Origin of the sequence: Porphyromonas sp. COT-108 OH2963 (assembly GCF_000768895.1) — a bacterium.
In the GTDB taxonomy this organism is placed as follows: Bacteria; Bacteroidota; Bacteroidia; order Bacteroidales; family Porphyromonadaceae; genus Porphyromonas_A; species Porphyromonas_A canoris.
This window is the reverse complement of the sequence record NZ_JRAP01000012.1, coordinates 160,725-183,767: the sequence shown is the minus strand read 5'-3', so window position 1 is coordinate 183,767 and position 23,043 is coordinate 160,725. Positions and strand designations below refer to the sequence as shown.

At 45.8% G+C, this 23,043-nt stretch carries 26 protein-coding genes; 22 read left to right on the top strand and 4 right to left on the bottom strand.

Annotated features, from left to right (window positions below; all coding sequences use genetic code 11):
* Positions 1-23 precede the first annotated feature (23 nt).
* Positions 24-1,427, bottom strand: a complete 1,404-nt coding sequence (locus HQ39_RS07380) for a DUF4099 domain-containing protein (RefSeq protein ID WP_036865051.1) — start codon at positions 1,425-1,427, stop codon at positions 24-26.
* A gap of 390 nt (positions 1,428-1,817) precedes the next feature.
* Here HQ39_RS07380 and HQ39_RS07375 point away from each other — a divergent pair, with 390 nt between their 5' ends.
* The 9 genes from HQ39_RS07375 to arsB all read left to right on the top strand — a co-directional run bounded on the left by HQ39_RS07375 (position 1,818) and on the right by arsB (position 8,007).
* Complete coding sequence (locus HQ39_RS07375; protein WP_005800946.1) at positions 1,818-2,144, top strand: ArsR/SmtB family transcription factor; 327 nt, start codon at positions 1,818-1,820, stop codon at positions 2,142-2,144.
* Positions 2,145-2,221: 77 nt separating this feature from the next.
* Positions 2,222-2,455: a thioredoxin family protein gene (locus tag HQ39_RS07370; RefSeq protein ID WP_005800948.1), complete on the top strand. Its 234-nt coding sequence runs from the start codon at positions 2,222-2,224 to the stop codon at positions 2,453-2,455.
* A gap of 9 nt (positions 2,456-2,464) precedes the next feature.
* Positions 2,465-2,908 carry a nitrophenyl compound nitroreductase subunit ArsF family protein gene (locus tag HQ39_RS07365; protein ID WP_036865048.1) on the top strand — a complete coding sequence of 148 codons (444 nt, stop codon included), beginning with the start codon at positions 2,465-2,467 and terminating at the stop codon, positions 2,906-2,908.
* Between the two features lies 1 nt (position 2,909).
* Positions 2,910-3,617: an aromatic aminobenezylarsenical efflux permease ArsG family transporter gene (locus HQ39_RS07360; protein WP_036865045.1), complete on the top strand. Its 708-nt coding sequence runs from the start codon at positions 2,910-2,912 to the stop codon at positions 3,615-3,617.
* Positions 3,618-3,651: 34 nt separating this feature from the next.
* Positions 3,652-3,978, top strand: coding sequence for an arsenite efflux transporter metallochaperone ArsD (arsD, locus tag HQ39_RS07355; RefSeq protein WP_005655270.1), 327 nt, complete (start codon positions 3,652-3,654; stop codon positions 3,976-3,978).
* Positions 3,979-4,003: 25 nt separating this feature from the next.
* Positions 4,004-5,716, top strand: a complete 1,713-nt coding sequence (gene arsA / locus HQ39_RS07350) for an arsenical pump-driving ATPase (protein ID WP_036865041.1) — start codon at positions 4,004-4,006, stop codon at positions 5,714-5,716.
* A gap of 4 nt (positions 5,717-5,720) precedes the next feature.
* Complete coding sequence (locus HQ39_RS07345) at positions 5,721-6,149, top strand: arsenate reductase ArsC (protein WP_036865039.1); 429 nt, start codon at positions 5,721-5,723, stop codon at positions 6,147-6,149.
* Positions 6,149-6,949, top strand: coding sequence for a cation transporter (locus tag HQ39_RS07340; RefSeq protein ID WP_009388541.1), 801 nt, complete (start codon positions 6,149-6,151; stop codon positions 6,947-6,949). The genes HQ39_RS07345 and HQ39_RS07340 overlap by 1 nt, the downstream gene beginning before the upstream one ends.
* An 11-nt stretch (positions 6,950-6,960) precedes the next feature.
* Positions 6,961-8,007, top strand: a complete 1,047-nt coding sequence (gene arsB, locus HQ39_RS07335) for an ACR3 family arsenite efflux transporter (RefSeq protein WP_036790587.1) — start codon at positions 6,961-6,963, stop codon at positions 8,005-8,007.
* Positions 8,008-8,664: 657 nt separating this feature from the next.
* Here arsB and mobC read toward each other — a convergent pair.
* The 3 genes from mobC to HQ39_RS07315 are packed head-to-tail and all read right to left on the bottom strand — an operon-like array spanning position 8,665 to position 12,380.
* Positions 8,665-10,668 carry a conjugal transfer protein MobC gene (mobC, locus tag HQ39_RS07325; protein WP_036865034.1) on the bottom strand — a complete coding sequence of 668 codons (2,004 nt, stop codon included), beginning with the start codon at positions 10,666-10,668 and terminating at the stop codon, positions 8,665-8,667.
* A gap of 51 nt (positions 10,669-10,719) precedes the next feature.
* Positions 10,720-12,003, bottom strand: coding sequence for a conjugal transfer protein MobB (gene mobB, locus HQ39_RS07320; RefSeq protein ID WP_036865031.1), 1,284 nt, complete (start codon positions 12,001-12,003; stop codon positions 10,720-10,722).
* The gene (locus HQ39_RS07315; RefSeq protein ID WP_036865029.1) at positions 12,000-12,380 is read right to left on the bottom strand and encodes a hypothetical protein; all 381 of its coding nucleotides are present in this window, start codon (positions 12,378-12,380) and stop codon (positions 12,000-12,002) included. The genes mobB and HQ39_RS07315 overlap by 4 nt, the downstream gene beginning before the upstream one ends.
* Here HQ39_RS07315 and HQ39_RS07310 point away from each other — a divergent pair.
* From HQ39_RS07310 to traN, 13 genes are all read left to right on the top strand, one after another.
* A complete protein-coding gene (locus tag HQ39_RS07310) occupies positions 12,379-12,582 on the top strand; it encodes a hypothetical protein (RefSeq protein WP_018964952.1) in 204 nt (67 codons plus the stop codon). The genes HQ39_RS07315 and HQ39_RS07310 overlap by 2 nt on opposite strands.
* A gap of 347 nt (positions 12,583-12,929) precedes the next feature.
* Positions 12,930-13,715 (top strand): ParA family protein, encoded by a 786-nt coding sequence (locus HQ39_RS07305; protein ID WP_036865028.1) that lies wholly within the window; start codon positions 12,930-12,932, stop codon positions 13,713-13,715.
* Between the two features lie 3 nt (positions 13,716-13,718).
* Positions 13,719-14,180 (top strand): DUF3408 domain-containing protein, encoded by a 462-nt coding sequence (locus tag HQ39_RS07300; RefSeq protein WP_036865027.1) that lies wholly within the window; start codon positions 13,719-13,721, stop codon positions 14,178-14,180.
* Entirely contained in the window at positions 14,180-14,905 is a 726-nt protein-coding gene (locus HQ39_RS07295; RefSeq protein WP_052079529.1) for a hypothetical protein, read from the top strand. The genes HQ39_RS07300 and HQ39_RS07295 overlap by 1 nt, the downstream gene beginning before the upstream one ends.
* A gap of 148 nt (positions 14,906-15,053) precedes the next feature.
* Positions 15,054-15,356, top strand: a complete 303-nt coding sequence (locus tag HQ39_RS07290; RefSeq protein WP_036865025.1) for a DUF4134 domain-containing protein — start codon at positions 15,054-15,056, stop codon at positions 15,354-15,356.
* Positions 15,357-15,359: 3 nt separating this feature from the next.
* Positions 15,360-15,692, top strand: coding sequence for a DUF4133 domain-containing protein (locus HQ39_RS07285; RefSeq protein WP_036865024.1), 333 nt, complete (start codon positions 15,360-15,362; stop codon positions 15,690-15,692).
* On the top strand, positions 15,689-18,193 hold the full coding sequence (locus tag HQ39_RS07280; RefSeq protein ID WP_036865021.1) for a TraG family conjugative transposon ATPase: 2,505 nt from the start codon (positions 15,689-15,691) through the stop codon (positions 18,191-18,193). Before HQ39_RS07285 ends, HQ39_RS07280 begins: the two co-directional genes overlap by 4 nt.
* Positions 18,194-18,215: 22 nt before the next feature.
* Positions 18,216-18,845 carry a DUF4141 domain-containing protein gene (locus HQ39_RS07275; protein WP_036865018.1) on the top strand — a complete coding sequence of 210 codons (630 nt, stop codon included), beginning with the start codon at positions 18,216-18,218 and terminating at the stop codon, positions 18,843-18,845.
* Between the two features lie 3 nt (positions 18,846-18,848).
* Positions 18,849-19,892 (top strand): conjugative transposon protein TraJ, encoded by a 1,044-nt coding sequence (traJ, locus tag HQ39_RS07270; protein WP_036865017.1) that lies wholly within the window; start codon positions 18,849-18,851, stop codon positions 19,890-19,892.
* Between the two features lie 24 nt (positions 19,893-19,916).
* The gene (traK, locus tag HQ39_RS07265; protein WP_036865015.1) at positions 19,917-20,540 is read left to right on the top strand and encodes a conjugative transposon protein TraK; all 624 of its coding nucleotides are present in this window, start codon (positions 19,917-19,919) and stop codon (positions 20,538-20,540) included.
* Between the two features lie 4 nt (positions 20,541-20,544).
* Positions 20,545-20,838 carry a hypothetical protein gene (locus HQ39_RS09470; RefSeq protein ID WP_081965409.1) on the top strand — a complete coding sequence of 98 codons (294 nt, stop codon included), beginning with the start codon at positions 20,545-20,547 and terminating at the stop codon, positions 20,836-20,838.
* Positions 20,831-22,069, top strand: a complete 1,239-nt coding sequence (traM, locus tag HQ39_RS09665; protein WP_036865012.1) for a conjugative transposon protein TraM — start codon at positions 20,831-20,833, stop codon at positions 22,067-22,069. The genes HQ39_RS09470 and traM overlap by 8 nt, the downstream gene beginning before the upstream one ends.
* A 30-nt stretch (positions 22,070-22,099) precedes the next feature.
* Positions 22,100-23,038 carry a conjugative transposon protein TraN gene (gene traN / locus HQ39_RS09660; RefSeq protein WP_036865009.1) on the top strand — a complete coding sequence of 313 codons (939 nt, stop codon included), beginning with the start codon at positions 22,100-22,102 and terminating at the stop codon, positions 23,036-23,038.
* Positions 23,039-23,043 lie beyond the last annotated feature (5 nt).

Genomic DNA, 23,043 nt, shown 5'->3' with positions numbered 1-23,043 from the left:
TTGGTTAATCTTGTCTTATTGGGTTACATCTTGCGTCCACGACGCTGTTGTGTCTTTCTCTCTTGCTTCTCTTTTTGCTCTGCCGAGGGCTGTGTTTGGCCGGATTTCAGTGGCTCTTTCACCTGCTTGGTAGCTTCGTTGGTCTTGCCGTGGTTATTGACGGCTACTTGCGTCTTGTGCTCTTCCGCCACGGCTTCGACCTTTCCCGTCCCTTGCTTCTTGTCTGGGTTCCATTTGTAAAAGCGTGGGCGATTTTGCTCTTTGTCCATACGGACATAGGCATTGAAGGGTTGCCCCTCTTTATCGATCATATTTTTGAGGTAAAGTGTGCGACCGTTGTCTAAGGCTTCTCGTTGCTTCTCTGACAGTTCTAGACCACAAAGCTTGCGGGGTGCCTTGCTTTGTTGACGATCTTGTCGCTGTTCCTGACGCTCTTTGAGACTCATGTTCTCTCCGAAGATGAACTCAATTCCTTTCTTCTCTGCATTGACCTGAAGCGTAGCATCGAAGGACTTGCCACTCTTAGCGGTCATACCTTCTACTTTCACTGCTTTGCCCTCCACTAGATCTTTGTATTGTTGGTCAGAGAGCGTGACGCCTTTGATCTCTCGAGGAATGCTTACACGGTCGGCACGCAAGGCGATAATCTCATTGGTCTGTGGGTCGATGGAGACGTAGGCTGCAAAAGGTTCACCGCTCTTGGGTGTTACTTCGATGGTTTTGCCGAGATTGCCGGTTGCGAGTAGTTGTTCCTTCTCTTCGGGTGAGAACTTGTAGCCCATATAGGGATAGTCGAGCTGTGGCTCTTTATGCATAGCGTGTACGGCTAACCCGATATTGCCCTCATTATCTGTACGGAAAGCAAGGCGAGCCTCTGTGTAGATAGTTGTATCTCCAATGGGGATAGCTATGGTCACGAGATTGCTCTTCTGCCAGTTGAGCATCTTCTCTAGCTCACCACTCTGCTCTAACCGATCACGGGAGAGTCCGAGATTGTCGAGCATCTTCCAGTCTACCTTTTCTGCATCAATGGCTGTACTCTTCTTCTGCCGTGGTAGATAGTCTTCAAAGGGTACACCAACCTCTGCCAACTGCTGTCTGCTTTCAGGAGTCTCTCGGTTTTGGAGCAGAGTACGCAGGTTATCTACGCCTTGCTCCACATTGTTTGCTAACACCTTGTATAGCCCGAAATGGGAGGGGTTATTGAACTGCTTGAGAAAGTTGGTCATGAAGTTCTTCAGCAGTCCATCCTTGCTGTTGAACTTCAGAAAAGCAGCCTGATTAGCGTCAAGTGGCTCAGTTGTTTTGAGCTTGCCCTTATCATCGATCCCCGAAACGATGGTGAGTTTCCCCGCCTCTTGCTCGTTCTTAACCTCCGTACGATCCTCCAAAACCAATACGTAGTTGTCATTGCTATTTGCTTCCATAAATCACTCTGTTTGATTTGAATAATACCTTTCAGACAGCAAATATATATAGGAGCAACTCTCCGCTTATCACCCGAGGATAAAGATGGAAATAATGGGAAACCGATAGTAATTAGGTTCTTGCAGTCAGAGTTGAAGCATTACATAAAGTAATCTCGTCTAAGTCTCTATAGAGGAACTCGAAAATTCAAGGAGACTATTTTTGACTATCCAGTGAGTAATGGGGAATTTCTTCGGACTTATGATTTCATTCTTCCGAAGTTTTATTTGGTTCATCCGAGATTCTGTGTGATGACTTAACTGTGGAACAGGAAAAAAGCTGGCTCGTATTTGGCTGTTCAAATTGTTGTTCGTACCTTTGCGAACAACAAAGAAGAAAGGAGAATTGGAGTGAAAGAGAAACAGTACACAACAGAGCAGGAACAGATTGCTCGGTTTGCCAAAGCAATGGGACATCCGGCACGGATGGCTATTCTTGCTTTCTTGGCAAAACAAGATAGTTGCTTCTTCGGTGATATTCACGAAGAACTACCTATTGCTAAAGCAACCGTTTCGCAGCATTTGAAAGAATTGAAAGAAGCTGGCTTAATTCAGGGGGAAATAGAAACGCCCAAAGTCCGGTATTGTATAAACCGGGAGAACTGGGAACTTGCCCGAAAATTGTTTGCAGCTTTTTTAGGGGACTGTAAATGTAAAGGTACATCGTGCTGTGAATAGCAGTACCTTTTTTTGGGAATAATTGTTCGTAGTTCTGCGAACTACGATTATTGTATTAACTTTAAAGTAGAATGACAATGGAAATTAAAGTATTAGGAACTGGGTGTTCAAGCTGTAAAGCCTTGTACGAAACGACCAAACAAGCTATTTCAGAATTAGGTTGCGATGCAACCCTTATCAAAGAGGAAGATTTATTGAAAATCATGGAGTATAACATTTTAGGGCTTCCGGCTTTGGTGATTGACGAGAAAGTCGTATCAGCCGGGAAAAAGTTATCCCTTGCAGAAGTGAAAGAGTTGATAACCAAATAAAAATGAACTATGAGAAAATTATTTTATCTACTGATTGCAACGCTGGTCTTAGTTTCCTGTGGTAACGGTTCAAAGAAAAAGACCGGAGAAAATCAAGCGGAAGAAATACAGTCTAACCGCATAGAGGTTCTTTATTTTCATGGAGCGCAACGGTGTATCACTTGCCGGGCGATAGAAACAAATACAGTAGCCCTTTTGGATAGCCTTTATTCAAAAGAAAAAGCAGACGGTAAAATTATCTATAAAGTGATAGATATTTCAAAGAAAGAAAATAAAGCGATTGCAGACAAGTACGAAGTTACATGGTCGTCTTTGTTTGTAAACGGCTGGAAAGACGGCAAAGAGAATGTAAACAACATGACCGAGTTTAGTTTTTCCAATGCGAAAAATGCACCGGACAAGTTTAAAGAGGGAATTAAAAGCAAGATTGACGAATTGTTAAAACAGTTGTAAGATGGATTTTCTTCAATCGCTATTAGACAACAGTTCTATTCCTGCTATTACAGCTTTTATATTGGGGATTTTAACGGCGGTCAGCCCGTGTCCGTTAGCGACCAACATAACGGCAATAGGATTTATTAGTAAGGACATAGAAAACCATCACCGGATATTTATAAACGGATTGCTTTATACTTTCGGCAGAATAGTAAGCTATACGGTTCTTGGCTTTATCCTTATCCCTATTCTCCGTGAGGGAGCAAGTATGTTTATGATTCAAAAAGCCGTAAGCAAGTACGGGGAAATGCTGATTGCTCCGGCGTTAATCATCATTGGAATATTTATGCTCGATATAATAAAACTCAATCTACCGAAAATCAATATCGGCGGTGAAAGTTTGAAAAAGAGGAGTAAAGGCGGTTGGGGGGCTATGCTATTGGGTATTTTATTCGCCCTTGCTTTTTGTCCTACCAGTGGAGTATTTTATTTCGGTATGCTTATGCCTTTGTCAGCAGCGGAAACGGGTGGGTATCTCTTACCTGTAATTTACGCTATTGCTACGGGATTACCCGTAATCCTTGTTGCATGGATTTTAGCGTACAGTGTTGCCGGACTGGGTAAGTTTTATAACCGGATGCAAATATTCGAGAAATGGTTTCGTAAAATAGTTGCCATCCTCTTTATTGCGGTAGGAATTTATTATGCAGTAGTCTTTTATCTATAAATAAACATAGAGTATCATTTTAAATAAAAACAGTATGAAAAAGATAGAAATTTTCGACCCGGCAATGTGTTGCCCTACGGGTCTTTGTGGAACAAATATTGACCCTGAATTAATGCGTATTGCGGTTGTTATTGAAACATTGAAGAAACAGGGTATCATCGTTACCCGTCACAATTTACGTGACGAACCGCAAGTGTATGTAAGTAATAAAACAGTAAACGAGCATCTGCAAAAACATGGGGCGGATGCACTGCCTATTACTTTAGTGGACGGCGAAATCGCTGTTTCAAAAACCTATCCTACCACCAAACAAATGAGTGAATGGACGGGTATCAATTTGGATTTTATGCCAGTAAAATGAGTATTCACCAGCTAATTATATAAAAATGAAAACATTTAATTTATCAGATATAGATTTGACGAAATACCTTTTCTTCACCGGAAAGGGCGGTGTAGGAAAAACTTCGATTGCTTGTGCTACTGCGGTAGGCTTGGCAGATAATGGAAAGAAAATACTTCTTATCAGTACAGACCCGGCTTCAAACCTGCAAGACGTGTTTAATCAAACACTGAACGGACACGGTACGGATATTCAAGAAGTACCCGGCTTAACGGTCGTTAATCTCGACCCGGAACAAGCCGCAGCCGAATACAGGGAAAGCGTTATTGCTCCTTTCCGGGGACAACTGCCCGAAAGTGTTATTCAGAATATGGAAGAACAACTTTCAGGCTCTTGCACGGTAGAAATTGCGGCTTTTAACCAGTTTTCCGATTTTATCACGGATGCCAATAAAGCAAAGGAATACGACCATATCATCTTTGATACAGCCCCCACGGGACACACGTTACGAATGCTACAACTGCCGTCAGCGTGGAGTACATTTATTAGTGAGAGTACGCACGGTGCATCTTGCTTAGGTCAATTATCCGGTTTGGAAGAACGGAAAGGTATCTATAAGCAGGCGGTTGAAACACTTTCGGATGCAAACGCAACCCGCTTAGTGTTGGTTAGTCGTCCTGAAATCGCACCATTAAAAGAAGCCGCACGTTCTTCACATGAATTGCAATTACTGGGAATTAAAAACCAGCTATTGGTAATCAACGGGCTTTTGCTGCAATTAGATGAAGCCGACAGCGTATCGAAACAGATATATGACAGGCAGCAAAACGCTCTGAAACAGATCCCTGCGGAACTGCTGGCATATCCGTCTTATTATGTTCCTTTACGGTCATACAATTTATCTAATATTGCGAATATCCGTCGGATGCTTCACGATGATAATTTAACAAATGATGCGAATTATCAGCGGATTACCGATGCCAAAGGGGTAGATGAACTGGTAAACGACCTTTATCAGTCAGGGAAAAGGGTTGTTTTTACTATGGGAAAAGGCGGCGTGGGAAAAACCACTTTAGCCACTGAAATAGCCCTGAAATTAACAAAACTTGGCGCAAAGGTGCATCTTACCACCACCGACCCGGCAAACCATCTGAATTATAACCTTGCTGTTCAGGCGGGCATTACGGTAAGCCGTATTGATGAAGCGGAAGTATTGGAAGCCTATAAAAACGAGGTTCGCAGTAAAGCTGCGGAAACAATGACTGCCGAAGATATGGAATATATAGAGGAAGATTTACGTTCACCGTGTACACAGGAAATCGCAGTATTCCGGGCTTTCGCTGAAATTGTCGATAAGGCGGAAAATGAAGTCGTAGTGATTGATACCGCACCTACCGGACACACGTTGTTATTGCTGGATGCAACGGAAAGTTACCATAAAGAAGTGCAACGTACACATGGCGACACTCCCGTTTCTGTAAGAAAACTGTTACCACGTTTGAGAAACCAGCAGGAAACAGAAGTCGTTATTGTGACCCTGCCCGAAGCAACACCCGTTTTTGAAGCCGAACGTTTGCAAATGGATTTACAACGTGCCGGGATTAATAATAAATGGTGGGTCGTGAATGCTTGCTTGTCATTAACAGGCACCGAAAATTCTTTCTTGCGGGCAAAGGCGCAAAATGAATTGGCTTGGATTAAGAAAGTAGAAGAATTATCAAAGGGAAATGCTGCCCTGATAGCTTGGAAAAACAACTAAAAACATGAAGATTTTAATTCTTTGTACAGGAAATAGCTGCCGCAGCCAAATGGCACATGGCTTTTTGCAATCATTTGACAATAAACTGGATGTCTTTTCAGCAGGAACAAAACCTGCTGAAAAGGTTAATCCGATGGCGGTAAAGGTTATGGATGAAATGGGTATAGATTTAACCCACCATACCCCTAAAAGTGTAAACCTATATATAGGACAGGAATGGGACTATGTTATTACGGTCTGCGGTGGGGCAAACGAAAGCTGCCCGATGTTTACGGGTGAAGTAAGGAACAGGCTGCATATAGGATTTGACGACCCATCAGAAGCAACCGGAACGCCGGAGTTTATAAACAGTGAATTTCATCGGGTACGGGATGAAATAAAAGCCCGCTTCTATCAGTTCTACATCGACCATATCCAAGGAAAACAAGAATAATGCACCAATATATCTCTAAGTTCAATGTTCCAAAGATGGATTGCCCATGCGAGGAAAATTTAATCCGTCTGAAATTAGGCAATAGCCCCTTAGTGGAGCGTCTCGATTTCGACTTGGCGGAAAGAACCTTAGTTGTCATCCATCACGGGGAAGTGAAGTCGATTCAGGAACAGCTTGAAACATTAAACCTCGGTGCCAAGCTAACAGCATCTTCTCTCTGCGATGAAGCAAAGTCTGAAACCACCTCCAAAGTTCAGAGACGGGTGTTGTGTTGGGTGCTCGTCATCAACTTTCTATGTTTCATCATAGAAGCCACAACAGGCATCATCTCCCAGTCGATGGGCTTGGTCGCAGACAGTTTGGATATGTTGGCAGATGCTTTGGTTTACGGCATGAGTCTGATGGCTGTTGGAACAACTATAGCCCGTCAGCAAAAAGTAGCAAAACTCAGTGGCTACCTTCAAATTTCACTGGCTGTATTGGGGCTCATCGAAGTTATCAAACGCTTTATGGGCCTCGAAACGCCCCCAGACTTTTTAGTTATGATTGTCATCTCGTTCATTGCACTAATCGCCAATACAGCCTCTCTATGGTTGTTGCAGCGCACAAAGAGCAAGGAGGCCCACATACAAGCCAGTGTTATTTTCTCAGCCAACGATGTCATTGTCAATATAGGAGTCATCGTTGCAGGGCTGTTGGTTGGACTATTGAACAGCAACGCCCCTGATTTGATCATAGGCATCATTGTCTTTCTCATCGTCATTAGAGGCGCGATACGCATACTGAAACTCTCAAAGTAAAACTATAACATATGGAAAAAAATCAAGGCATTGGATTGTTTGAGAAATACCTAACAATCTGGGTTACTTTATGTATCATTATAGGAATTGCAGTAGGACAATGGCTTCCACTAATTCCGCAAACATTAAGCAAATTCGAGTATGCCAATGTGTCTATACCCGTGGCCATTCTAATTTGGTTAATGATTTATCCAATGATGCTAAAAGTGGATTTTCAAAGCGTTAAGAATGTTGGCAAGCGTCCGAAAGGGATAATGGTGACTTGCGTTACAAACTGGCTGATAAAGCCGTTTACCATGTTCGGAATAGCTTATATCTTCTTCTATGTGGTTTTCAAAACCTTTATACCTGCCGGGTTAGCCGAAGAATATTTAGCCGGGGCGGTATTATTGGGGGCTGCACCTTGTACGGCGATGGTATTTGTATGGAGTTACTTAACGAAAGGCGATGCCGCTTACACGCTGGTACAGGTTGCGGTAAACGATTTAATCATATTAGTAGCATTTGCGCCTATTGTAGCTTTCCTGCTGGGAGTTGGTGGCGTATCTATCCCGTGGGACACTCTGCTGTTATCCGTAGTATTATTTGTTGTGATACCACTTGCTGCCGGGGTTATTACCCGTATAATGGTTATTCGTCGCAAAGGAGTGGACTATTTCAATAACGTATTTATTAAGAAATTTGATAATTATACGGTAGCTGGATTGCTATTAACGCTTATTATCCTGTTTTCCTTTCAAGGAGAAACGATACTGAACAATCCCCTGCATATCTTATTGATTGCAGTTCCGCTTGTGTTGCAAACGGTTCTGATATTCTTCGTTGCTTACGGTTGGGCGAAATGGTGGAAATTACCCCATGATGTTGCCGCACCTGCCGGAATGATTGGGGCAAGTAATTTCTTTGAATTGTCAGTTGCTGTGGCTATTTCTCTTTTTGGTTTACAGTCCGGGGCTGCATTAGCTACGGTGGTGGGCGTACTAGTCGAAGTTCCGGTGATGTTGATGTTAGTAAGGATTGCCAATAACACACGAAGCTGGTTTCCGGCTACAGAATAACAATAGGGCAAAAGTCTTAATCTAACTTTATCGTAAAAAGGCTTGGTGCTGGAAATGTTTGTTCCTAACGTTTCCGGCATTCTGCCTTTTACAAAAGCCAGAATTAAGATATATCTTTCGGCACCAAGACAACCGCAACAATATGAACAATGAAATTGATTTTGAAGTATTTATAAAAACATGGACTGTACTATCTATGAAAAAGTAAATGTTGATAACTAGAATATTTCAATAGAGGTAGTTCTCGATGTCGTAGAGTGTCTGCAACGGTCACTTCAGATGAAATCTCCATCGAAGATTATTTTGAATTTGAGAAGCTTGTTAGCTTCAACTTTGTTTCTTTACTACGTAGCATCAATGTGATTTCTAAGCGTATACTCCTTTGTGATGTAGGTATAACTCCATTCATAACAAAGGTATCAAATCTATTTCTTCCTCCACTAGTATTTCAGCTTGAAGAATATGGATTGCCAAGAATGCTAAGTCGAAAACTTCACAACTCACGAGTAATTGATTTGGAGCGAGTGGATATTTCTATCAACGACGTTCTTGATGAGTTCCTAAAGGTATGAATGAATCGAATTATTGAGACTGCACAATTATCAGCGGTGGATCAATTTATCTTATCCTATTTTTTTGAGGGGATAACACCTTTAACTACTCCCTAAGTAAGTTCCTGAGTGTTGGGTCAGCTTTGATACGAGCAGTCTCAGAGTCTACGAGGGATAGCACCTCTTGCTTGACTTGGCGATAATTGGCTTCAATAGTCTCACGCAGACTGTCGGAGCCATTTTCGTTTGTAAAGTCCGCTATGATGGGGATAGGCTGGTAAGCTTTCGTTTCAGCAGAGACCTTGGCAACATCCACAACGATCTCAGCGTGGAAGATTTTCTGATCGATGCGTTCATCGAAATTGTCAGAGACAGCCCCAACGAACATACCTTGTGTAAGGTTACTAATCTTACTTGCAGGAATCAAGCTATCCATCTGCGTAGATATAGATGTGGACTTGTCGTTACGATTGATGGTCATGGACTGCCGTTGCTGAAGCACTTTGCCAAAACGCTCGGAAAGCGTCTTAGCCGTTTCACCTACAACTTGCCCGCTAAAAACATTGCCCACGGTGTTCTGTATCACTTTACTCTCCTTATCCCCATAGTCACGGGTAAGCTGAGAGAAGTCCTGAAACCCCAAGCAGACTGCCACCTTGTTACTTCGGGCTGTGGCTATTAGGTTATCGAGACCACGAAAGTAGATAGTAGGTAGCTCATCTATAATCACCGAGCTTTTAAGTTGATGCTTCTTATTGATAAGCTTCACAATGCGACTATTGTAGAGTCCGAGGGCTGCCGAATAGATATTCTGGCGGTCGGGATTATTGCCCACAACAAGAACTTTCGGCTCATTAGGATTGTTGATGTCGAGCGAGAAATCATCACCCGTCATTACCCAATAGAGCGCTGGTGAAATCATTCTTGAAAGCGGTATCTTGGCACTGGCAATCTGTCCCTGCAACTGATCCTGCGCCCCTCCCTCCCACGCATCCATAAAGGGAGAAAGATAGTTGGCAAGCTCATCGTAGGAAGTGAGTATCGGGAATATCTGGGCATACGGTCGATTCAAGAATTCTATGGCATGGGGAAAGGTGCAATACTTTCCCTCCTCGTATATCTTCAAAAACCAAATGATAGCTGCAAGCAAGATAATTGGAGACTCCACGAAGAAATCACCCTGCTTCTGAATCCACGAGCGGTTCAGGTTGAGCATGATGGTGTAAGCACTCTCGTAAGCATCTGATATATCCGTCATAAAAGCTGGATTGATGGGATTACAGCGGTGCGACTTACGAGGGTCATCAAAGTTAATCACAAAGAACTGTGGTTGTACCTTATAAGCATCCAAATGGGTACGTAAATGGTTATAGGCAATCTCCGATAGGTCGGGGAACTTGTAGTCATAGATGTACATCGCAAAGCCTTTCTCAATCTGCTGCTTGATGTAGTTATTTACGATAGCGAAAGACTTGCCCGAGCCAGGCGTACCCAAGACCATTGAAGCTCGAAACGGATTGACCACATTGATCCAACCATTGTTCCATTTCTTCTTGTAGTAAAAGCGTGTCGGCAGATTGACCGAGTACTCGTTCTCCATCAGTCTCGTCTCCTGCATAAAACTCTCATTCTCCGTATTGAATACATCGTTCATTAGGTTGTTTTTCAGCAGGCGACTCATCCATACTCCAGCCATCAGTAGGCAGATATACCCCACAGAGAGTGTGAAGATGTAGAGCGAAGCTGCACCAACGACTCCAATCGGAAGTGCCAGTAGCCACCAATTGAGGAAGAATAGCACAAAGCCGATAGTCAGAACCGTCCAAATCTTAGCCCAAGTAATCTTCTCTTCCTTAACTCCACGAGTTCCTAAGCAAGAAAGGGTAAGGAACAGCACACAAAAGAGCTTCGTCCAAAGGATCGAAGAGAAGAGTCCTGCTGTCCGTTGAAAGTTCATCAGAATCTTATTGAGTACCGAGAGCGTCAAGCCCCAGGTGTGGAATGCTTCATAGCAAAACCAATAGCAGTTAATGAGGAGGAATATCACGTATAGTCCTCGCATGAAGTCCATAATCTTGCCAAGTGCTCTCAAATCATCTTCTTGTGCCATAGCTGTATTGTCGTTTGAATGCTGTTATAATCGTGTTTGAATGCTGTTCGTTTACCGTTTTCTTCGCTTTAGTCTGATCTTGTTTTGTCTGCGAAGTTTGCGTTGCCAAGCTACCTCTTTCCAATCGTCGTTGCCTATTGGTAGAGATGTGTCACCTACCAGCTCTTCAAGGACTTCATCAATGAGATTATCGCCCGCTTTTTCTTGTATTGGCAGGCTCTGTGTAAGTTGCTTGTTGACTTGTTCTGAGGCTGCTATTGGACCATAAAGTTCTTCGTTTAAAAAGAGGTTATGCGTCAAGTCAGAGAAATAGGCTTCAAATTGATTGGCTCCATAGCCCTTTCCTAATCGAGAGCCATTGAGAGCCACACCTGACTTATCGTCAATGAAAGTGACGCCGTAGATACGACCATTGTTATTCTTCCTGATAACTGCTCGTAGCCCTTCGTTCTCCAGTCTATGATGTAGCTCCTCCTCCGTTCGGGGAGAAGTTCTCATCACCTGTAAGACCCTTTGTCGTATATTCGCCACAAGCGGTTTGATGTTCTGTTTAGATTGCTGCATCTTGTGTTGAACAGCAGAATAACCTACCCCTCGTCCAATTTTTGAGGCATGGATAGGTGTACCGATCTTACTCCCCTTACCATCTGTTGGGACATAGACCAGTCCGTTGTATCTCTTTCCTCTATACTCCGTTTTCACCTCCTCTACGGCAAGGTTATACTTGGTAAGAATTGCATTGAATTCTCCCAAAGAGCAGAAATGGTAGTGAGAAATGACGGAGCGGGCAACAGAGGCGATCTGTTCCCTTATATTTCCGTTCTCCTGTTTTACATCTTGAATCGTTGCTATCTGGTCTTTTCTTTGAGTTGTACTTGGAATCAAGCCATACTTGCGTTCCAAGGTATCGGTTATCTTCTTACTTCGTCTCTTCTCAAATTGGTCATTCAGTTTGCGCCCCTTTCCATCTATGCGTAGTGATACGATATGAATATGTTCGCGTGCAATGTCGTTATGCTTAAAGATGATATAGGGCTGCTTGCCATAGCCGAGTGCCTGCATGTACTCTTGGGCTATCCGAGCAAGAATATCGTCCGATAGTTTCTCATCGGGATGCGGATTGAGAGAGCAGTGAAAGACCACATTCTTCGTCCTGCATTTTTGAGGAATAAGTGCTTGCATATCGGCAAGAACTTCGCTCATTGTGTACTTACCGTTGGTATTCTGATACAACCCATGAGCCAAGAGTATTGTCGCCTCCTCAGCCTCCACTTTTTTGAAGTTGTAGCCGAGTGCTCCTCCGAGGTTGGCTGTGCCGGAAATCTTCGCAATCATCGCTTGCGGTAGTCTATGGTAAGGGCTATTGCCTGCTCTTGTAGGGCAATAATCTGTGAAGCATATTGCTCCAACTTTTGTAGCAAAAGTTGAGCTGTTTTCACCGAGTGGTAGCTGTTGATTGCCTTCACAACTTGATTGTAGAGGATGCCGATTTTATGAACTTGTGCCGTGAGTTCGGAGAGTTTACGATAGTATTCCAAGGCTGATTTGTCTACGGTAATGACCTTAAAACTCTCTCCCAAAAGACGGGCACGCACGAAGTCTGACTTTGTTTCTGCTCCCGATTTGTGGAAGAGAGCAATGACCTTTTGTTGGTCTTTGGGATTGGGTAGGCGAGTATCCCACCTATCCCAACGTTCTATCTTTTCATTCATGGCTGTATTGTTGGTTAATGACGACTTTGGAGTCATTTTCTCCTCGCACCGAGGCAAGGGGGCTTTGTCGGCAGAAACGGAGTTTGTCGGACAAAGACACACCTTGCCGGTATCAAGAGATGATGCTGATGAAGCATCCACCCTCTTCGGGGGCTACTTCGATGGAGATAGTTCTCCATTTTCTATTCCTCTGCAAAGTTAGAGGCTTGTTGTAACAGTCTCATCATAAGGGATATTCCGAGAATATCCTGCTATTTCCCGATGCTTCCCGAGGGGTTGAAAACGACTGATTTACCAACTTATTTTGCAGCGGATTTAGGTCAGAACCGACTGACCGACCTAACTCAGAATAGACCAACCGACCTCCGTTTGTAAGTCGGTTCAAAAGTAGGAAAGTCACGATGTAGAGCAGTTATTGAATCCGTCAGTTAATCAAGATTTCAGTCGCTTAGTTTAGACTGAGTTATCTATTCACTAACGAATCAACCTCAGAGCATCGGTCGGTCACTAAATCCAAGAATCAGTTATTTCCGTAAACAGTTATCTGACATGAAAACACTCCCTATGCAAGCTCCCATTTATTTGGGCTTCGCCTCACAAAAAGGCGGTGTCGGCAAGAGCTCTCTTGCCGAAATCCTTGCCTCCATACTTTACTATGAGAAGCATCTCCCTCTCGTAGTGGTCGATTGTGACGGTACGCAGGAATCGTTCTATAAACTTCGAGAGCGGGAACGCAATCTCATTCAAGCTTCCAAGGAGCTGAGCGAACAGCTCAAAGTCTATTTTACCAAGTTTGGACATCCGGCTTATCCCATTTTACGTTCCACCCCTGATGCAGCATTGAAAGATGTCCAAAAGTATCTGGAAAGCTCGGAACGAAAGGAACGGTTGGTCATCTTTGACTTTCCGGGGCATGCCGGTACAGAAGCCCTTTTACAGCTCTCCATAGAGATGGATTATATCATCTCCCCCATAGAAGCCGATCCTCAGTCTCTGGTATCCGGTTTTGCCTATGCTCAAACCGTTCGGGACTTGGGTCTCAGTTTTGAAGACGCACGCATTCGAGACCTCCTGCTTCTTTGGAATAAAATCAATCGCAGTGCCAGTCCTGTGGTTGTCGACCACTATACGAAATATGCCCAAGAGGAGGAGATCAACCTCTTTGATACCCGTATCTACCATTCGGTGAAGTTTTCTCGAGAATTAGGTCAGGGAGGCGTCAAAGGCGTTTTCCGCAGTTCTTATTTACCACCCGTACCTGCCCTTCGTCCATCCACAGGGGTAGATGAATGGGTAGAAGAAGTTCTCCAACGTTTTCACCTTATCCATGAATAAATCATGCCTTCCATCCAAGAAAAACGACAAAAGATATTGAGTGCCAAACTCCAAGAGATGGGCGATATCGGGGTTACGAAGCGTAGTGCAGAGGAGTCTCCCTTTTTCGACCAACCCGTGGAGTTAGAGTCACAAGAGGCTCCGATACCGACAGAGGAAACATCGGAGGATGCTATACTTACGATGGCAAGATCTAAGGGCAACAAGGAGAGCGGATGCTCTTTTCAAGAGTACCAAAAACGCTTCTTTGCCCCCTCTCGTGATGGTATCGGGAAATCTGGCTTCACCATCCATGGGGAGATTCTGCAAACACTCCGAGATGTCCTTCGTGACGTCCGCTCCAAAGCGACACTTACAGCTTATATAGAGAACATCCTCTTGGAGCATCTCAAAGAACATCAGGCGATGCTTAATAAAACAGCGGCACAGTACAAACGCAATCCAACCATCAATTTAGACTTGTAATGATGCAAACGATACTATTGAATGTCCTGCTTCTCTTGGTTATCATTTGGGTGCTACTCCTCATTCTCTATACTTACTGCTCCAAATTCTCTCGAATGGGTAAGCAGGAGCAGGGGCAAGCGACTCCTAAGGAGGAGCGGAATAGAGAGGAAAAACTACATGTTTTGGTAGGGAAAAGCAAGGGGCTTAGTCCCTCGGATTTCCCTAAAGTTCCCAAGACTTCCTCCTCCGAAAAAGCGCTTGAAAATGCCAATAACTTTGCGGAGTCCGAGGTGTCGGAGCAGCAAGAGAAAACTGAAGAAGTGCCCACGATTAGTGAGGAAGAGAACGAACTCCATGTCGCTTATACCATGGGAAACGTCGATGAGGATGAGGTCTTGAGAGAGGAACTGCTACTCACTCCCGATCCGACTCCGGAGGTTTCTCCATCGGCAATTCTTGCCCGTGACCTTGTGCGCATGGGATGCTGGAGCAAACATGACGATGCCCTCGATGAAGAGGATGAGGCAAAAGTTCAGGCAACCCTCGGTAAAGTGCAAGGCACTGACTTGATTGAGAAGTACAAGGAAAATCTCAAGGCACAAGAATCGAAGCATACCAAGTTCTTGGAAGCCATGCGTCGTGCAGAAGAAGCTCAAATACAAAGCGATATGGTAAAAACGGAACACCTCCCAAGACAAGAACCTCAAGGAGACAACGAAAGAACCTTAGACTATTACCTCTAAAACACAAGCGGAGTAATGGATGGGGTAGCACATGAAGGCTACACGCAAGTAGTACCATGAAAACGAGCTACAGGGGTGCTCCCCATCCAGACCTCCCTACACAACAGAGAACAAACTATTCATAATCAATAACAATAAATCCAATAACATGAACACAAAGAAAATCGCATTGATGTTGCTCCTCATCGCCACTGTGACGGCAGGAGCTTATGCACAGGGCAACGGTATGGCCGGTATCAACGAAGCCACCAAAATGGTCACGAGCTATTTCGATCCCGGTACCAAATTGATTTATGCCGTTGGAGCCGTGGTCGGCTTGATAGGGGGAATCAAGGTGTACAATAAGTTCAGCTCGGGAGACCCTGATACAAGCAAGACCGCCGCCTCTTGGTTTGGGGCATGTATCTTTCTCATCGTGGCTGCCACCATCCTTAGAAGCTTCTTCTTATAAGCGATGGCATCTTGGAAAATCAACAAAGGTGTAGGACGCACGGTGGAGTTCAGGGGCTTGAAAGCTCAGTACCTCTTTCTCTTTGCAGGAGGACTTCTAAGTACTTTCATCGTAGTGGTCGTACTGTACCTCTTGGGCATTAGTCAGCTCGTTTGCCTTGGCATAGGCGTATTGGGTGCCACGCTGGTAGTGTGGCAAACATTCGCTATGAACCGCAAGTATGGCGAGCACGGGCTGATGAAGCTCGGAGCAGTACGCTCGCACCCACGGTATCTGTCGAACCGCCGTACCGTCTACCACCTGTTTCGTAACCTCAAATCACAAACGACAAGATGAGAAACAGCAGTAAGATGAGCACTCTGGAAGCGAAGTTTCCCCTACTATCGATTGAACAGGGCTGCATTGTGAGCAAGGAAGCCGACATCACCGTTGCTTTTCGGGTAGAACTGCCCGAACTCTTCACGGTGACTTCTGCCGAATACGAGGCGATGCACTCAGCTTGGCACAAGGCGATAAAAGTGCTACCTAACTTCAGCATTGTGCATAAGCAGGATTGGTTCATCACAGAGGAATACCGGGGTAAACTCTCTGAGGGAGGACTGGGTTTCCTTGCCCGCTCTTCAGAGCGACACTTTAATGAGCGTCCTTATCTGCACCACAGCGTCTACCTCTTTCTTACCAAGAGCAACAAGAAGCGTATGGCACAGCAGAGTAACTTCTCTGCCCTCTGCCGTGGGCATCTTATCCCCAAAGAGATTGAGGATAAGGAAGCTGTCATTAAGTTTATGGAAGCCGTCGATCAGTTTGAGCGCATCATCAACGACACGATGCTCATTCGCTTAGAGCGTATGACGGAAGAGGAGCTTGTAGGGACAAAGGAGAAAAGCGGTTTACTTGACCGTTACTTCTCCCTTTCTGATGAGCATCACGCTTCGCTGGAGGACATCCGATTGGGTGCCGACCTTGTACGTGTGGGCGACAATAGGCTTTGCTTGCACACCCTCAGCGACACGGACGACCTGCCAACGACTGTCAGCACGGATAGCCGTTACGAGCGACTATCCACCGACCGCAGTGACTGCCGCCTCTCCTTTGCTTCTCCCGTGGGGCTGATGCTCTCCTGTAACCATATCTACAACCAATACCTCTTTATTGAGGATAGCGATGCCAACCTACAACGCTTTGAAAAACAGGCGAGGAATATGCACTCTTTGGCACGCTACAGCCGTAGTAACCAAATCAACGAGGAGTGGATACAAGAGTACCTCAATGTCGCCCACTCTCAGGGATTAACCTCTATCCGTGCTCACTTCAATGTATTGGCATGGAGTAGTGACAGTGAGCAACTGCGCCAAATCAAGAACGATGTGGGGAGTGCCTTGGCTCTTATGGAATGCAAGCCCCGACACAATACGATTGATGTGGCTACGCTCTACTGGGCGGGTATCCCCGGCAATGCCGCCGACTTCCCCTCGGAAGAGAGCTTTTACACCTTCTTCGAGCCTGCGCTTTGCTTCTTCACAGCAGAGACAAATTATAAGGACTCTCTTTCTCCCTTTGGCATCAAGATGGCAGACCGCTTATCAGGCAAGCCCATACATTTGGACATCTCTGACCTCCCGATGAAGAAGGGTATCATCACCAACCGGAATAAGTTCATTCTCGGTCCGTCGGGCAGTGGCAAGAGCTTTTTTACCAACCACATGGTACGCCAGTACTACGAGCAGGGGGCACACGTCCTCCTAGTCGATACGGGTAACTCCTATCAAGGCTTGTGCGAGCTGATTCACGGCAAGACCAAGGGCGAAGATGGGGTCTATTTCACTTACACAGACGAAAACCCCATCTCTTTCAACCCCTTCTATACGGATGATTACCTCTTTGATGTAGAGAAACGAGAGAGTATCTGCACCTTGCTTTTGACCCTTTGGAAGAGTGCGGAGGAACAGATTACCAAGACGGAAGCGGGAGAGCTTGGTTCGGCTGTCAATGCCTATATCGAACTCATTCGTTCGGATAGAAGCATTACGCCCTGCTTCAATACCTTCTACGAGTATCTACGTGACGTGTACCGAGAGGATATGGGTAAGCGAGAGATTGAGGTTACCCTCTCCGACTTCAACATCAACAACCTCTTAACGACCCTCAAACAGTATTATCGAGGCGGTCGCTACGACTTTTTGCTGAACTCGGATAAGAACATCGACCTGCTCAGCAAACGCTTCATCGTCTTTGAGATTGATGCTGTGAAGGATAATAAAGACCTCTTCCCCGTGGTGACGATCATCATCATGGAAGCCTTCATCAATAAGATGCGTCGCCTCAAAGGCATCCGCAAGATGATACTCATCGAGGAGGCATGGAAGGCGATTGCTTCGGCCAATATGGCGGACTACATCAAGTATTTGTATAAGACCGTCCGAAAGTTCTTTGGTGAGGCAATTGTCGTCACGCAGGAGGTGGACGACATCATTCAGTCACCCATCGTCAAGGAGAGTATCATCAACAATTCCGATTGCAAGATCCTGCTCGACCAGCGCAAGTATATGACCAAGTTCGACGGCATACAGGCTATGTTAGGGCTTTCTGAAAAGGAGAAGAGCCAAATCCTCTCCATCAATCAGAACAACGATCCCAACCGTCTTTACAAGGAAGTTTGGATAGGCTTGGGTGGTATGCAGAGTGCGGTTTATGCGACAGAGGTATCGCTTGAAGAGTACCTCACCTACACGACAGAAGAGACCGAAAAGCTCGAAGTGATGCGCCTCTTGGAAGAATTAGGAGGAGACATCGAAATGGCTATCCGTCGTTTGGTCATGGAGAAACGACAGAAGTAAAACCCTTAAACAACAGTAACCTATGAAAAAGTACATCCTTATGGCTCTCCTTGGATTGAGCCTGTTCATTTCCAAAGCCCATGCTCAGTGGGTCGTAAGTGACCCTATGAACTTTGCGGGCAATATTGCCAATACGGTCAAAGAGATTGCCACAGCCTCCAAGACGGTCAAGAACACCTTGAACGGTTTCAAGGAGGTAGAAAAACTCTACAACGACACCAAGAAATATTACGATGCTCTCAAAAAGGTGAATAACCTCATCGGCGATGCCTACAAAGTGAAGGAGACCATCCTAATGGTGGGAGACATTTCAGAGATTTATGTCTCCTCCTATAAAAAGATGCTCAGTGATACGAATTTTCGTCCTACCGAGCTGGCTGCCATGGCTTCGGGCTACAGCAAACTTCTGGAACTGAGCGGAGAGAGTCTGAAGGAGTTGAAATCCGTTGCTAAGAGCAATGTCTTCTCCATGAACGACAGCGAGCGGATGCAAATGATAGACCGCATCTATAACACCGTTCGAGAGTATCGCTCTTTGGTATCGTACTACACTCGAAAGAATATCTCCGTGAGCTATGTGAGAGCACGACAAAAGGGAGAGCTTGAGCAGGTACGATCCCTATATGGAAGTTCAGACATACGTTACTGGTAAGCCATGGATTTTTCAAGTTTACACGAACTGATTCGTTCCACCTATCAGGAGATGATGCCCTTGGCCTCGGAGATGACAGGTATTGCCAAGGGGATAGCGGGCTTGGGAGCTCTGTTTTACATTGCCATACGTGTTTGGTCGTCACTGGCAAGAGCCGAGCCGATAGATGTCTATCCTTTGCTTCGCCCCTTTGTTTTGGGCTTCTGTATCATGTTTTTCCCTACGGTGGTACTTGGTACGATGAATGCAGTTCTCTCTCCCGTGGTGAAAGGCACAGAACAGATGGTACACAAGCAGGAGGGAACACTTGACAAACTGACTGCAGAACGTAACAAACTGCAGGAGGAGGCCTACCTGCGTAATCCCGAAACCGCTTATCTCGTCTCGAATGAGAAGTTCGACCAAAAGATAGAAGAGATGGGGATTATCGGCCCCGAAGATGCCGTAACTATTGCAGGAATGTATGCAGAACGTGCTGCCTACCAAACCAAGCGATGGTTCATGAAAAAGGTGCAAGACCTTTTGGAGCTTATCTTTCATGCTGCCGGTCTTGTCATCGACACACTCCGCACTTTCATCTTGATTGTTCTCTCCATCCTCGGTCCGGTTGTTTTCGGCATTGCCGTGTGGGATGGTCTTTCGGGGTCACTGACTGCATGGTTTTCACGCTACATCTCAGTCTATCTCTGGCTACCTGTCAGCTCCATCTTGACAGCCCTTCTGACAAAGATTCAAATCTTGATGATTCAGAAAGACATCGCCCTGTTAAGTGACCCCAACTACATTCCTGAAGTGGGCAGTTGGTACTATATGGTCTTTTTCCTTATCGGTATCATCGGCTACTTCTCTGTTCCGACCGTTTCGGGATGGATTATCGAAGCAGGAGGAGGTATCGGTTCTTATGGACGTAATGTGAATCAGACGGCTCAACGAGGAGCTCAGGGAGCTTATCTCGGAGGAAAAGCCGCTGCTGCAGGGGCAGGTGCTTCTATCGGTAACATCGGAGGTCGTATCAAAGGAGCTCTACTGAGAGGAAAAGGAAACTAATAAAGAAGAACAAACAGCATTTTTATGGAATTCAAATCACTCACCAATATCGAAACCTCATTCAAGCAGATACGGCTTTATGCCCTGCTTTTTGTACTGCTCTGCGTAGCAGTCTGCGGTTATGCGCTCCATGCCTCCTACTCTTTTGCCTCTCAACAGAGGGAGAAGATCTATGTTTTGGATGAAGGCAAGTCGCTCATCCTGGCACTCAGTCAGGATGCCGCAATGAATCGCCCCGTTGAGGCACGTGAGCACGTCAGACGCTTTCACGAACTCTTCTTTACGATTGCACCCGACAAGGCCGCTATCGAAGGGAATATGGAGCGAGCCTTTCTGCTCTGTGACAAGTCCGCATTCAACTATTACAAAGACTTGGCAGAAAAGGGCTACTACAACCGAGCCATATCGGGCAATGTCAATCAGCGGATAGAGATCGACTCGATACATTGCAACTTTGAGAGCTACCCCTATGAGGTAACGACCTACGCTCGACAGTTCATCCTGCGTCAGAGTAACGTTACGGAGCATAGTCTCATTACAACTTGCACGCTTCAGAACTCCGTCCGATCAGATAACAATCCACAGGGCTTCTTAATGGAGCATTTTCTTGTGCGTGAAAACCGAGATCTACAAACCTATAAACGCTAAGCCTATGTCCACTCGCTTTTCATTCTACCGCCACTACTTACGTCTGCACTACCGGTTGTGGGAGCAGTGCGATAGGCTCAGCCCAAAGGCTCGCAAACGTTTGGTCTATGGCATTAGTGCCGCCTACCTATTTTGTTCGCTGGCGATAATAGTACAGTTCTTCCTCCCTCATCGGGAAGAGGCACTGCCCATCCCCACGAATCAATACATCGATGCTCCGATACCTACAAACTCTGTAGATAGCATCGGAAGTCGTCTGACTAAAATCTCTCAACAAATGATTGAACATTATGGATAAAAAACAGAAAGAACAACTGAAAAAAGGCTTGGTCTTCGGTGGGCTTGGACTCCTTTGTGCCCTCTCGATGTGGTTCATCTTTGCTCCTTCGGACAAGGATAAGACCAAAGAACAGGAGGGACTTAACAAAGATATTCCCCAAGCCACGGTCGAGCAACTTACAGATAACAAACTCAAAGCCTATGAACTGGGCGATCAGTCTGCCCAAGAAGAGCAAACTCAAGCTGAGATAGGAAAACTATCCGACTATTTCGCCGAAGCAGCTACTTTGTCCGAGGATGAAGTTCAGCGACAGACATCTTCCACGAAGATCGAGGGCTCGCTCCAACGTTACGAGGAGAACAACCGACTGGTAAGTTCCTTTTACGATCACGATCCATACCAAGAGGAACGTGAAGCCTTGCATGCGGAGATTGAAGCCCTCAAAGAGGAGTTGGCTCAGCGAGATGAGGGGGAAAAAGACGAGGAGGAGAAACAGCTTGCTCTTATGGAGAAGAGCTATCAGATGGCATCGAAGTATCTTCCCAAGGGAACGGCTCCCCTCGGCAATGCCAATGCCGGAGCGACAGAGCGACCTGTTGCTGAAGCTCATATGACAACGACTTCTCCGGAGCCCGTGATGACGGTCTTGACTGAGCGTAAGCCAATTGTCTCCTCTCTCAGTCAGCCTATGAGCGACTCCGCCTTTATACAAGAGTACGGCACGAAGGAGCGACACCTTGGCTTTCATTCGATTAACAAGGGAGCAACCGCTCTACAGCGTAACACCCTGCGTGTCGTCGTCGACCGCACAACGACGCTGCAAGAGGGCGAGTATGTCGCTCTTCGTCTGCTGGAAACGGCACGCATCAAAGACTTGCGTATCCCTCGAGGGGGTAAACTCATCGCCCAAGCGAAGATTGAGGGCAACCGTATGCAGCTGCTCATTAAGAGCATTGAGGTGGGCGGACAGATTACCCCCGTCAAGCTCTCTGCCTACGACACAGACGGACAGGAGGGGATTTACATCCCTGGCTCTGAGAACGTGTCCGCCCTCAAAGAGATGGGAGCAAACATCGGTGGCTCAATGGGAACATCCTTCACCTTTGCCAGCTCTGCCAAAGACCAAATCATCTCCGAGGCAGCTCGTGGCGTGATGCAGGGAGCAAGCCAGCTCCTACAAAAGAAGCTCCGCACCATTAAGATAACCCTCAAAGGAGGGTATCGCCTATTCTTAGTACAAACCAAGTAGCAATTACAAACAGAATAAACCAATAAGACAATGAAAAGAATGTTTCTATCTGCCCTTATGCTTGTGGCAGGCATCACAACAACCTTTGCCCAAAACAATGAAGGGTATCGCCCTCTCAATTCGGGTGACCTCTATCAAGGAATGACCAAAGCGATCCCCTCGGCGCGTGTCGTCCTGCCTTATGGGCTTGAGGTTACTTTCGAGAAGACCTCACACCTTATCTTCCCTGCACCGATTCGCTACGTAGACCTCGGGAGCAACAACCTCATTGCTGGTAAGGCGGAAGATGCCGAGAACGTCTTGCGTGTCAAGGCTGCCGTGCGTGACTTTGAGACCGAGACCAATATGAGCGTCATCTGTGAGGACGGCTCCTACTATGCTTTTAACGTGAAGTATGCCGACGAACCCGAAAAGCTCAGCATCGAGATGAAGGACTTTCTGTCCAGCACAGAGGGGCGACTACCCAGCAATCGTGCCGATATCTACTTTAAGGAACTCGGCAACGAATCGCCTATTCTGGTCAAGCTGATGATGAAGACCATTCATCAGAACAACAAGCGAACGATCAAGCATATCGGCGTACAGCAGTTTGGCATCAAGTTTCTGCTTCGTGGCTTGTATGCCCACAATGGGCTTCTGTATTTGCATACCCGTATCGACAACGAAACGAATATGCCGTACTCGGTGGACTTCATCACCTTTAAGGTCGTGGATAAGAAGGTCGCTGGGCGTACCGCCATCCAAGAGCGAGTATTGCAGCCCTTGCGTGCCTACCATCAGGTGATGCAGGTGCGTGCCGAGGATAGCGAGCGTACAGTCTTTGCCCTTGAGCAGTTGGCTCTTTCTGAGGACAAACAGCTCGAAGTAACGCTCTACGAACGAAACGGCGGTCGTACGCTTTCCTTCTACCTCGAGCAGGAGGACCTGCTACTTGCCCGAAAGATTGATAACCTCAAACTCAAATGGTAAGCCCT